The organism is Halomonas terrestris (genome assembly GCF_049166755.1).
In the GTDB taxonomy this organism is placed as follows: domain Bacteria; phylum Pseudomonadota; class Gammaproteobacteria; order Pseudomonadales; family Halomonadaceae; genus Halomonas.
Map to the genome: position 1 here is coordinate 135,664 of NZ_JBMHFZ010000005.1, position 10,898 is coordinate 146,561.

Annotated in this window: 12 protein-coding genes; 10 read left to right on the top strand and 2 right to left on the bottom strand. The window is 66.6% G+C overall.

Annotation, left to right across the window (positions count from 1 at the left end):
• Nucleotides 1-90: 90 nt before the first annotated feature.
• The 7 genes from thrS to ihfA all read left to right on the top strand — a co-directional run bounded on the left by thrS (nucleotide 91) and on the right by ihfA (nucleotide 7,189).
• Nucleotides 91-1,992 carry a threonine--tRNA ligase gene (thrS, locus tag ACOMD9_RS07275; protein WP_421413210.1) on the top strand — a complete coding sequence of 634 codons (1,902 nt, stop codon included), beginning with the start codon at nucleotides 91-93 and terminating at the stop codon, nucleotides 1,990-1,992.
• A 33-nt stretch (nucleotides 1,993-2,025) separates the two neighbouring features.
• Nucleotides 2,026-2,565, top strand: coding sequence for a translation initiation factor IF-3 (gene infC / locus ACOMD9_RS07280; RefSeq protein WP_421413351.1), 540 nt, complete (start codon nucleotides 2,026-2,028; stop codon nucleotides 2,563-2,565).
• 87 nt (nucleotides 2,566-2,652) lie between these two features.
• A complete protein-coding gene (gene rpmI / locus ACOMD9_RS07285; RefSeq protein ID WP_421413212.1) occupies nucleotides 2,653-2,847 on the top strand; it encodes a 50S ribosomal protein L35 in 195 nt (64 codons plus the stop codon).
• Nucleotides 2,848-2,881: 34 nt separating this feature from the next.
• On the top strand, nucleotides 2,882-3,235 hold the full coding sequence (gene rplT / locus ACOMD9_RS07290; protein WP_013332273.1) for a 50S ribosomal protein L20: 354 nt from the start codon (nucleotides 2,882-2,884) through the stop codon (nucleotides 3,233-3,235).
• 130 nt (nucleotides 3,236-3,365) lie between these two features.
• Nucleotides 3,366-4,385 (top strand): phenylalanine--tRNA ligase subunit alpha, encoded by a 1,020-nt coding sequence (gene pheS / locus ACOMD9_RS07295; protein WP_421413215.1) that lies wholly within the window; start codon nucleotides 3,366-3,368, stop codon nucleotides 4,383-4,385.
• A 34-nt stretch (nucleotides 4,386-4,419) separates the two neighbouring features.
• Complete coding sequence (gene pheT, locus ACOMD9_RS07300) at nucleotides 4,420-6,801, top strand: phenylalanine--tRNA ligase subunit beta (protein WP_421413216.1); 2,382 nt, start codon at nucleotides 4,420-4,422, stop codon at nucleotides 6,799-6,801.
• Nucleotides 6,802-6,886: 85 nt separating this feature from the next.
• A complete protein-coding gene (ihfA, locus tag ACOMD9_RS07305) occupies nucleotides 6,887-7,189 on the top strand; it encodes an integration host factor subunit alpha (protein ID WP_110284930.1) in 303 nt (100 codons plus the stop codon).
• A gap of 52 nt (nucleotides 7,190-7,241) precedes the next feature.
• Here ihfA and ACOMD9_RS07310 read toward each other — a convergent pair whose 3' ends face one another.
• Nucleotides 7,242-7,448 carry a DUF2788 domain-containing protein gene (locus tag ACOMD9_RS07310; protein ID WP_421413218.1) on the bottom strand — a complete coding sequence of 69 codons (207 nt, stop codon included), beginning with the start codon at nucleotides 7,446-7,448 and terminating at the stop codon, nucleotides 7,242-7,244.
• 165 nt (nucleotides 7,449-7,613) lie between these two features.
• Between ACOMD9_RS07310 and ACOMD9_RS07315 the strand changes: the two genes are divergently transcribed.
• On the top strand, nucleotides 7,614-8,078 hold the full coding sequence (locus ACOMD9_RS07315; RefSeq protein WP_421413219.1) for a flavodoxin domain-containing protein: 465 nt from the start codon (nucleotides 7,614-7,616) through the stop codon (nucleotides 8,076-8,078).
• A gap of 1 nt (nucleotide 8,079) precedes the next feature.
• Nucleotides 8,080-8,454 (top strand): hypothetical protein, encoded by a 375-nt coding sequence (locus tag ACOMD9_RS07320; RefSeq protein WP_421413221.1) that lies wholly within the window; start codon nucleotides 8,080-8,082, stop codon nucleotides 8,452-8,454.
• 9 nt (nucleotides 8,455-8,463) lie between these two features.
• Here the strand turns inward: ACOMD9_RS07320 and ppnN are convergent, their stop codons facing one another.
• Nucleotides 8,464-9,828 (bottom strand): nucleotide 5'-monophosphate nucleosidase PpnN, encoded by a 1,365-nt coding sequence (gene ppnN / locus ACOMD9_RS07325; protein WP_421413222.1) that lies wholly within the window; start codon nucleotides 9,826-9,828, stop codon nucleotides 8,464-8,466.
• Between the two features lie 136 nt (nucleotides 9,829-9,964).
• Between ppnN and ACOMD9_RS07330 the strand changes: the two genes are divergently transcribed.
• Nucleotides 9,965-10,879 (top strand): LysR family transcriptional regulator, encoded by a 915-nt coding sequence (locus tag ACOMD9_RS07330; protein ID WP_421413354.1) that lies wholly within the window; start codon nucleotides 9,965-9,967, stop codon nucleotides 10,877-10,879.
• Nucleotides 10,880-10,898 lie beyond the last annotated feature (19 nt).

Genomic DNA, 10,898 nt, shown 5'->3' on the forward strand with positions numbered 1-10,898 from the left:
GGGAGGGGTGCGGTCTTTCATCGTTCACTCTTCGTTCATCGCGACATGTGGTCTCTCGTATGGGCCACCACTGCGCACAAGGACCCTTTCATGCCCATCGTGACCCTGCCCGACGGCAGTCAGAGAACCTTCGACGAACCCCTTTCCGTGATGCAGCTGGCCGAAAGCATCGGCCCCGGTCTGGCCAAGGCCTGTGTGGCCGGCAAGATCGACGGCGTGGCGGTGGATGCCGCCGACATCATCGACCACGACGCCGAGGTGGCGATCCTCACCGCCCGTGACCCCGAGGGCCTGGAGGTCATTCGCCACTCCTGCGCCCACCTGATCGGCCATGCCGTCAAGCAGCTCTATCCCGAGGCCAGGATGGCCATCGGGCCGGTGATCGACGATGGGTTCTACTACGACATCGATTTCGGCGAGTCGATAACACCGGAAGACCTCGAGGCGATCGAGGAGCGCATGAAGGCGCTGATCGACAGCGAATACGACGTGGTGCGCGAGTACGTCGATCGGGACAAGGCGATGCTCACCTTCCTGCACCGCGACGAGCCCTACAAGCAGGAGATCGTGCGCGAGATCCCCGAAGGCGAGACCATCCGTCTCTACCATCACGACGAGTACATCGACATGTGCCGGGGCCCCCACGTGCCCAATACCCGGCACCTGAAGGCCTTCAAGCTCACCAAGCTGGCCGGCGCCTACTGGCGCGGTGACGCCAGCAAGCCGATGCTGACGCGTATCTACGGCACGGCCTGGGGCGACAAGAAGCACCTCAAGGCCTACCTCAAGCGCCTCGAGGAGGCCGAGAAGCGCGACCACCGCAAGCTGGCCCGCAAGATGGACCTCTTTCACCTCCAGGAGGAGGCGCCGGGGATGGTCTTCTGGCACCCCAATGGCTGGACCCTCTACCAGGCCCTGGAGCAGTACATGCGCCGGGTGCAGGTCGAGAACGGCTACCAGGAGATCAAGACCCCGCAGATCGTCGACCTGTCGCTGTGGAAGAAGTCCGGCCACTGGGGCCACTACAGCGACATGATGTTCACCACCGAGTCGGAGAAGCGCGACTACGCGGTCAAGCCGATGAACTGCCCCTGCCATGTGCAGGTGTTCAACCAGGGACTCAAGAGCTACCGCGACCTGCCGCTGCGCCTGGCGGAGTTCGGCAGCTGTCACCGCAACGAGCCGTCCGGGGCCCTGCACGGCCTGATGCGGGTGCGCGGCTTCACCCAGGACGACGCGCATATCTTCTGCACCGAGGACCAGGTCCAGGCCGAGGCCGAGGCCTTCATCGCCCTGACGCTCAAGGTCTACCGGGAACTCGGCTTCGAGGACGTCGAGCTCAAGCTCTCCACCCGGCCCGACGGCGAGCTGATGGGCGAGCCCGAGATGTGGGACCGCGCCGAGGCGGGGCTCGAGGCGGCCCTGGACGCCACCGGGCTGGAGTGGGAGCTGCAGCCGGGCGAGGGGGCCTTCTACGGCCCCAAGATCGAGTTCGCCCTGCGCGATTGCCTCAACCGGGTCTGGCAGTGTGGTACCCTGCAACTGGATTTCAACCTGCCGGCCCGCCTCGGCGCCCAGTTCGTCGACGAGGACGGGGCGCGCAAGACCCCGGTGATGCTGCATCGGGCGATACTGGGTTCCTTCGAGCGCTTCATCGGCATCCTGATCGAGCACTACGCCGGGGCCATGCCGCTGTGGCTGGCGCCCCAGCAGGCGGTGGTGATGACCATCACCGATGCGCAGCGCGAGTATGCCTCGCAGCTCGAGCATCGTCTGCAGAAAATCGGCTTGCGCGTCAAGGCGGACTTGAGGAACGAGAAGATCGGCTTTAAAATCCGCGAGCATACGTTGCAGAAAGTTCCCTATCTCCTGGTAGTGGGGGATAAGGAAGTCGAGGCCGACTCGGTGGCCGTGCGCACGCGCACCGGCGAGGATCTCGGAACCATGAGGGTCAGCGACCTCATCGAGCGTCTGAGTGCCGAACTCGGCTGACGACATCGTCAATTGTCTTAAGGAGACGTAGCGATCAAGCGAAGCAACCCAAGAGGGCGCGTTCAGGACAAGCGCCCCCCGATGAACGAGCGCATTACCGAGGATCAGGTTCGCCTGATCGACAGCGACGGCGAACAGCTGGGCGTCGTGCCCACCAGCGAAGCGCTGGAGCGTGCCGAAGCCGCGGGAATGGACCTCGTGCAGATTTCCAACGCCGATCCGATCGTCTGCAAGATCATGGATTACGGCAAGTTCGTCTTCGAGCAGAAGAAGCAGAAGTCTGCCCAGAAGAAGAAGACGAAGCAGATCCAGGTCAAGGAAGTCAAGTTCCGGCCTGGCACCGACGAGGGCGACTATCAGGTGAAGCTCAAGAACCTGACGCGTTTCCTCGAAGGTGGCGACAAGGGCAAGGTCACGCTGCGTTTTCGCGGCCGTGAAATGGCGCACCAGGACATCGGCCGCAAGCTGATGGAGCGGATCGCCGCGGATCTCGAGGAGATCGGGACCGTGGAGTCCTTCCCCAAGATGGAAGGGCGCCAGATGATCATGATCATTGCCCCCAAGAAGAAGTGACCCGACGGCCCGTCAAACGGCCGGGGAGCGCCTGCGCTTCCCGGTGGCCCCGGGTTTTCTCAAGAAACCTCGAGCGGAGTGAATCTCATGCCGAAGATCAAGAGCAACAGCGGCGCTGCCAAGCGCTTCAAGAAGACGGCCAACGGCTTCAAGCACAAGCAGTCGTTCCGTAGCCACATCCTGACCAAGAAATCCACCAAGCGGAAGCGTCACCTGCGCGGCATGAAGCAGATCCATGACGCGGACAAGCAGCTGATCCAGCGGATGCTGCCCAACCTGTAACCCTTGGTAGACCCCCTAACGTCAGGAGATTGCTATGACTCGTGTCAAGCGTGGCGTCGTTGCCCGTCGCCGTCACAAGAAGATTCTCAAGCAGGCCAAGGGCTACTACGGTGCCCGTTCGCGCGTCTTTCGCGTGGCCAAGCAGGCCGTCATCAAGGCCGGCCAGTATGCCTATCGTGACCGCCGCCAGCGCAAGCGCCAGTTCCGCGCCCTGTGGATCCAGCGCATCAACGCCGGTGCCCGTCAGCACGGTCTCTCCTACAGCCGCTTCGTCGGCGGCCTGAAGAAGGCCGGTATCGAGATCGATCGCAAGGTGCTGGCCGACCTGGCCGTCAACGAGAAGGCTGCCTTTGCCGCCATCGTCGAGAAGGCCAAGGCTGCCCAGTAAGTGACATCGACCGTGGCCGTCCGGTACTTGCCGGTCGGTCGCAGGCGTTGCAGGGGAAGAGCAGCCGCTCTTCCCCTGTTTTTTTTGCAAGCGACATCAATGCAGGACCAACGACTTCGGAGCTCAACGGATGGACCATCTTCCTACTCTGGTCACCGAGGCGCGCCACGCCATCCAGGCTGCCGACACCATTCCGGCCCTGGAGGAGCTGCGTGTGCGCTATCTCGGCAAGAAGGGCGAGATCACCGCACTGCTCAAGGGCCTCGGCAAGCTGCCCCCGGAAGAGCGCCCGGTGGCAGGCGAGCGCATCAACCAGGCCAAGCAGGCCCTGGGCCAGGAGCTCGAGGCGCGGCGTCACACCCTGGAGAAGGCCGCGCTCGAGGCGCGGCTGGCCGCCGAGCGCATCGACGTGACCCTGCCGGGACGTGGCCAGCCCAGTGGCGGCCTGCATCCGGTCACCCGTACCCTGGAGCGCATCGAGGGGCTCTTCACCCGCATCGGCTACGACGTGGCGATGGGGCCGGAGATCGAGGATGACTACCACAACTTCGAGGCGCTCAACATCCCGGCCCACCATCCGGCCCGCGGCATGGCGGACACCTTCTACTTCGATGCCACCCGGCTGCTGCGAACCCATACCTCGCCCGTCCAGGTGAGGACCATGAAGGAGCAGGCCCCGCCGATCCGGATCATCTGCCCGGGACGGGTCTACCGCAGCGACTCCGACCTGACCCACACGCCGATGTTCAACCAGGTGGAGGGGCTGCTGGTCGACGAGGACGTCAGCTTCGCCGACCTCAAGGGCACCATCGAGGACTTCCTGCACGCCTTCTTCGAGCGCGATGACCTCTCGGTACGCTTCCGGCCCTCCTATTTCCCCTTCACCGAGCCCTCGGCCGAGGTCGACATCCAGTGCGTGATGTGCGGCGGTGACGGCTGCCGGGTCTGTTCCCACAGCGGCTGGCTCGAGGTGATGGGGTGCGGCATGGTGCATCCGGAGGTGTTCCGCCACTCCGGCATCGATGCCGGGCGCTACAAGGGCTTCGCCTTCGGCATGGGGGCCGAGCGACTGGCGATGCTGCGCTACGGGGTCAACGACCTGCGGCTGTTCTTCGAGAACGACCTGCGCTTCCTCAGGCAGTTCGCCTGATCGTCCATCGCACCAGCAGAACACAGGATTTGTCATGAAATTTTCCGAACAGTGGCTGCGCGAATGGGTCTCGCCGCAGCTGGCGACCCAGGCCCTGGCCGACCAGATCACCATGGCCGGCCTCGAGGTGGACGCGGTGGAATCCGTGGCCGAGGCCTTCGAGGGCGTGGTGGTGGCCGAGGTGGTGGAGAAGCGCCAGCACCCCGATGCCGACAAGCTGAACGTCTGCCAGGTCGACGACGGCTCGGGCCAGACGGTCCAGGTGGTGTGCGGTGCGCCCAATGTCGCGGCGGGCCAGAAGGTGCCCTTCGCCCGGGTCGGCGCGGTGCTGCCCGGCGACTTCAAGATCAGGAAGGCCAAGCTGCGCGGTCAGGAGTCCCGCGGGATGATCTGCTCCGCCTCGGAGCTGGGCCTGGAGGAGGAGGCCTCCCACGGCATCCTCGAGCTGCCGGCGGATGCCCCCGTGGGGGAGGGCTTCCGAGCCTTCATGGGGCTCGACGACCACACCATCGAGGTGGACCTGACGCCGAACCGTGGCGATTGCCTGAGCGTCAAGGGCATGGCCCGGGAGGTGGGGGTCCTCAACCGCCTGGCGGTCGGCGGTCCCGCCATTCAGCCGGTGGCGCCGACCCATGACGAGACCTTCCCGGTGCGGGTCGAGGCCCCGGAGCACTGCCCGCGCTACATCGGACGCCTGATCAAGGGTGTCGACGTCACCGCCGAGACGCCGCTGTGGATGGTGGAGCGCCTGCGGCGCAGCGGTATCCGCGCCATCGACCCGGTGGTCGACGTCACCAACTACGTGATGCTGGAGCTGGGGCAGCCGCTGCATGCCTTCGACCGTGCCAACCTGCACGGCGCCGTGGTCGTCCGCCTGGCGCGCGAAGGCGAGCGCCTGGTGCTGCTCGACGGCCAGGAGATCACCCTGGGCGACGCCACCCTGGTGATCGCCGACGAGCGTGGCCCGCTGGCCGTCGCCGGGGTGATGGGCGGCGAGCACTCCGGCGTCAGCGCCGAGACCCGCGACATCTTCCTCGAGTCGGCGTTCTTCTCGCCGCTGGCGGTGGCGGGCCAGGCGCGCGCCTATGGCCTGCACACCGATGCCTCGCACCGCTTCGAGCGGGGCGTCGATCCGGCACTGGCCAGGGAGGCCGCGGAGCGCGCCACGGCCCTGCTGCTGGAGATCACCGGCGGCGAGCCCGGGCCGCTGCTGGAGGTGGCCAGCCGCGCTCACCTGCCCGGCGAGCGCCAGGTCCGCCTGGGTGCCGCGCGCCTCGAACAGGCGCTGGGCAAGGCATTGCCCGCCGACGAGGTCCGCGAGATCCTCGAGCGGCTGGGCATGACCGTCGAGACCACCGCCGAGGGCTGGCTGGCCTGGTCGCCGAGCTGGCGTTTCGACATCGCCATCGAGGAGGACCTGATCGAGGAGGTGGCGCGCATCCATGGCTACAATCGCCTGCCGGTACGCCGCCCGTTGGCTCGCCTGTCGCTGCGTCCCGACCATGAGGCGCGTACCCCGCTGGCCCTGCTGCGACGCCAGATGGTCGCCCGGGGCTACCAGGAGGCGGTGACCTACAGCTTCGTGTCACCGGAGCTGCAGGAGGCGCTGCTGCCCGAGGCCGTGTCACCGGCGCTGGCCAATCCCATCTCCAGCGATCTCTCGGTGATGCGGGCCAGTCTCTTCCCGGGGCTGGTGCGGGCGCTGCAGCACAACCTCAACCGCCAGCAGACCCGGGTGCGGCTGTTCGAGACCGGCCTGGTGTTCCGGGGCGAGCTCGACGACCTGCACCAGACACCGATGCTCGGCGCGCTGGTGTGTGGTTCCCGGGATCCCGAGGGCTGGGCCGGCGGCAGGGACAAGGTCGACTTCTTCGACCTCAAGGGCGACCTCGAGAGCCTGCTGGCCATGGGGGGCGACCCGGAGGCCTGGCGCTTCGAGCCGGCCGAGCACTCGGCCCTGCACCCCGGGCAGTGCGCCCGCCTGCTCCACCGCGGCGAGGAGGCCGGCTGGATCGGCACCCTGCACCCGGCGGTGCGCGCACGGCTGGGCCTGAAGGTCGATGCCCTGATGTTCGAGGTGCGCCTGGATGCCCTGACCCATGGGCGGGTGCCGGCCTTCACGCCCCTGTCCCGCTACCCCGAGGTTCGCCGTGACCTGGCCTTCCTGGTCGACGAGGACCTGCCGGTCCAGGCCCTGCTCGACACCATCCGTGGCCAGGCGGGGGAGTGGCTCGTCGAGTCGCGCCTGTTCGATGTCTACCGGGGGGCGGGGGTGCCGGAAGGCCGCAAGAGCATCGCGCTGGGCTTGACCTGGCAGCATCCTTCGCGCACGCTGAATGACGATGAAATCAATCAGTTGGTCGACGCCATCGTCGCCGAGTCGCGTCAGCACCTGGATGCCGAGCTGCGTGGCTAGTCGCATCGAACCCCGCCCGGAGGGAGGTAATGCCGATGCGGATCCCTGGCGGGCGGCGGGGCAGACCCACCATGAGGGAATGAACATGGGTGCATTGACCAAGGCGGAACTGGCCGAACATCTGCACGCCGAGCTCGGCCTTTCCAAGCGCGAGGCCAAGTCCATGGTGGAGGCCTTCTTCGAGGAGATCCGGGCCTGCCTGCGCGAGAACGAGCAGGTGAAGCTGTCGGGCTTCGGCAACTTCGACCTGCGCGACAAGCGCGAAAGGCCGGGCCGGAACCCCAAGACGGGCGAGGAGATACCGATCTCGGCCCGGCGGGTGGTGACCTTCCGGCCGGGCCAGAAGCTCAAGAGCCAGGTCGAGAGCTACGACGGCGAAGCCCCCTGAGTGCTCCATCCGCGCCAACGCCACCCACGGGTGGCGTTGGCGCGTCAGGGGATCAGACGCCGCCGTTCTCCATCATCCAGGTGATGACCACCTTGAAGACATAGCCCATCATGCCGGCCCCCAGCACGACGAACAGCATGAGGGTGCCGAAGCGCCCGGCGTTGGACTTGCGAGCCAGGTCCCAGATGATGAAGGACATGAAGAGGATCAGGCCGCCGATCATGACCGGCGTGATCCAGGCCTCGAAGGTCTGCTGCATACCGCCTCCGCGAAGGGAAGAAAACCCGAGCATGATACTCGGACATGGGCGGCGGTTGCAGGGCGCCCCCTGCGACCTTCTGTCCCACCCCGCATCGTGGGCGGGATGCGCGGTGATCTTGCCTCATGTTAATATCTGACCGAAATTCTCAGGTAATTCCATGACATGCCCATGCTGAAGATCTTTGTCGGAACCATGTACGGTGGCGCACTGGACGTCGCCGAGCAGGTCAAGCCGCTGTTCGAGGAAGCCGGCTACGAGGTGGCCATCTTCGATCAGCCGACCCTGGAGGACCTCACCGGATCGGCCACCGACCTGGCGCTGTTCTGCGTCTCCACCACCGGCAGCGGGGACTACCCCGGCAACTTCGTGCCCTTCGTGCGCGAGCTCGACGAGCAGTCCCCGTCGCTGACCAGCCTGCGCTACGGCTTGATCGCCCTGGGCGACAGCTCCTACGGCGATACCTTCTGCGGTGCCGGGCGCAGCCTCGACGAGTTGCTGGCCGGCCAGGGGGCGGTGCGCCTGGGCGAGCGCCTCGAGGTGGATGCCATGGAAACCTTCATGGCCGACGACGCGGCACTGCCCTGGGCCGAGGAGTGGATCGAATCCCAGCAGCTGAAGGTGGCCTGAGGTGGGGGTCAACCCGACGGCCGAACGGCTCAGCCTGATGCTGGGCCTGGCGGTGCTGATGCTGGCCACCGTGCCACGCTACCTGGCGGGCGGCCACGAGACACGCCTGATGCTGATCCTGGCTGCCGTGGCGACCGTGGTCGTGGTGTCGCTGTTCCACTGGCGCCTGCTGGGCGAGGAGGCGCGTGCCCGCCTTCCCGGTCTGCTGGGCCGTCTGGGCCTCAGCCTGCTCGCCGGGCTCGCGGGCATGGGCATCTGGCATGCGCTGTTCACCGACTGGATCGGCTGGGAGCTGCTGGTTGCCCATGGCGCCACCCTGGGCCTGCTGCTCCACGCCCTCTGGCTGTGGTGGAAGGCGCCCGGCGCCCGGCACTGAGCCTTCGGCCTACTGCTCGAGCGTATAGCAGGGCACGTAGTCACCGGCGAGCTTCATGCGACCCTGGGCGACGAAGGAGCCGAGCAGCTCATCGAGCCGCCTCATCAGTTCCGTCTCGGCGTGCAGCCTGAAGGGGCCATGGGCCTTGATGGCGCGGATGCCGTGTTCCTTGACGTTGCCGGCGACGATCCCCGAGAAGGCGCGGCGCAGGTTGGCGGCCAGCTCGTGCACCGGCTGCCGGCGATGCAGGGCCAGGCTCGCCATCGCCGCGTGGGTGGCTTCGAAGGGTTCCTGGAAGTGGCGGTCGATGTTGAGGCGCCAGTTGTAGTAGAAGGCGTCCTGGCGGGTGCGGCGGTACTCGGTCACGGCATCGACTCCCTTGCGCATGGTGCGCGCCACCTCGGTGGGGTCGTCGATGATGATGCGATAGTGCCGGCGCACCTCCTCCCCCAGGGTGTAGATCAGGAACTCGTCGATGCGCTTGAAGTAGTCCGCCGAATCCTCGGGGCCGGTGAAGATCACCGGCAGTTCCATGTCGGTGTTGTCCGGATGCAGCAGGATGCCCAGCAGATAGAGGATCTCCTCGGCGGTGCCCACGCCGCCGGGGAAGACGATGATGCCGTGTCCCAGGCGCACGAAGGCCTCCAGGCGCTTCTCGATGTCGGGCATCACCACCAGCTCGTTGACGATGGGGTTGGGGGCCTCGGCGGCGATGATGCCGGGCTCGGACACCCCCAGGTAGCGGCCCTGGTAGCGACGTTGCTTGGCGTGGGCCACGTTGGCCCCCTTCATCGGCCCCTTCATGGCCCCGGGGCCGCAGCCGGTACAGATGTCGAGTTCCCGAAGGCCCAGGTGGTAGCCCACGTCCTTGCTGTACTCGTACTCCTCGCGGGAGATCGAGTGGCCGCCCCAGCACACCACCAGGCTGGGGTCGCGGCCCGGCTTGAGCGTGCCGGCCTTGCGCAGGATGTGGAACACCGCGTTGGTCGTGCCTTCCGCCGTGGTGAGGTCGAAACGCCGGTGGGTCTGGATCTCGTTGTAGACGTACACGATGTCGCGCAGCACCGAGGAGAGGTGTTCCCGGATGCCGCGAATCATGCGGCCGTCGACGAACGCCTCGGCCGGGGCGTTGCTGAGCTTCAGGCGCACGCCGCGGTCCTGCTGGATGACCTCGATGTCGAAGTCCTGGTAGGCCTCCATCAGGGCCACGCTGTCATCGGTGGGCGAACCGCAGTTGAGGACCGCCAGCGCGCAGCGGCGCAGCAGGTCGTGCAACCCCGTGCGGGAGGTGTCGTGGAGGCGACTGACCTCGTGCTGGGAGAGGATCTCCAGGCTGCCTTCCGGCGAGATGGTACTGGAAATGGTATCGGGCATCCTTGGCGTCCCTGTCGTCAAAGGAGAGTCATGCGGCGATGCTACCATGTCCCGTCTGCGCCGCGCAGCGATGCGGCCGTCGGGGCGAGCTGGTAGAATGGCCCCCAGCCGCCCGCCGCGAGTGATCTCCCCGCCCATGTTCAATGCCCAGTACTTTCGCACTTTCATCACCCTGGTCGAGACGGGCAGCTTCACTCGCACGGCTCGCCAGCTGGAGATGACCCAGCCCGGGGTCAGCCAGCATGTGCGCAAGCTCGAGCACTACCTGGGCAAGCCGCTGCTCGATCGCCACGGGCGGCGCTTCACCCTCACCGAGGCGGGGCGGCGGGCCTACGACTACGCCCTGAAGCTGTTCGCCGAGCACGAGCAGTTCCGCCACTCCCTCGATGCCGATTCCCTCTTCTCCGGTGACTGTCGCCTCGCCTCGCCCGGCAGCGTGGGGCTGATGCTCTATCCGTTCATCCTCGGCCAGCAGCAGATGTACCCCGGGCTCACCGTGAGCTACAGCTTCGCCTTCAACCACGAGATCGTGCAGGACGTGCTGGCCGGCCGCTACGACCTCGGCATCATCACCGAGGCGGTCAGGCAGCCCGACCTGGACGTGGAGCCCTGGCACCAGGAGCCGCTGTGCCTGGTGGTGCCGGCGGATTTCGTCGGCACCGGGCTGGCCGACCTCATGGGCATCGGCTTCATCAGCTATTCGGAAGGCATGAATCATGCCGGGGCCCTGCTGCGCAGCAACTTCCCCGAGGAGTTCCGCTCGATGAGCCACTTCCGGCGCCAGGGCTTCACCAACGAGGTGGGCATGGTGCTGGATGCCGTGGCCCGGGGACTGGGCTTCACCGTGGTCTCGCGACTGGTCCTGGAAACCTCGCCCTGGCAGCGCCAGGTCAAGGCGCTCGACCTGCCGGTCGCGGTTCACGAGACCCTTCACCTGGTGAGTCGTGCCGGGGTCGAGGTGCCGCGTCGCTATGCCCGCCTCCTCGAGGACTTCCGTGAGCAGCGTCGCCAGGCGCTCTACGGCTACAGCGAGCAGCCGAACTTCGGCTGATCGTGCCGCGCGCTCGCCT

Bases quoted from the DNA above. Each gene is read 5' to 3' on its own strand.
- thrS (WP_421413210.1), top strand. From the start codon at position 91: ATGCCCATCGTGACCCTGCCCGACGGCAGTCAGAGAACCTTCGACGAA.
- rpmI (WP_421413212.1), top strand. From the start codon at position 2,653: ATGCCGAAGATCAAGAGCAACAGCGGCGCTGCCAAGCGCTTCAAGAAG.
- rplT (WP_013332273.1), top strand. From the start codon at position 2,882: ATGACTCGTGTCAAGCGTGGCGTCGTTGCCCGTCGCCGTCACAAGAAG.
- pheS (WP_421413215.1), top strand. From the start codon at position 3,366: ATGGACCATCTTCCTACTCTGGTCACCGAGGCGCGCCACGCCATCCAG.
- pheT (WP_421413216.1), top strand. From the start codon at position 4,420: ATGAAATTTTCCGAACAGTGGCTGCGCGAATGGGTCTCGCCGCAGCTG.
- ihfA (WP_110284930.1), top strand. From the start codon at position 6,887: ATGGGTGCATTGACCAAGGCGGAACTGGCCGAACATCTGCACGCCGAG.
- ACOMD9_RS07310 (WP_421413218.1), bottom strand. From the start codon at position 7,448: ATGCAGCAGACCTTCGAGGCCTGGATCACGCCGGTCATGATCGGCGGC.
- ACOMD9_RS07315 (WP_421413219.1), top strand. From the start codon at position 7,614: ATGCCCATGCTGAAGATCTTTGTCGGAACCATGTACGGTGGCGCACTG.
- ppnN (WP_421413222.1), bottom strand. From the start codon at position 9,828: ATGCCCGATACCATTTCCAGTACCATCTCGCCGGAAGGCAGCCTGGAG.
- ACOMD9_RS07330 (WP_421413354.1), top strand. From the start codon at position 9,965: ATGTTCAATGCCCAGTACTTTCGCACTTTCATCACCCTGGTCGAGACG.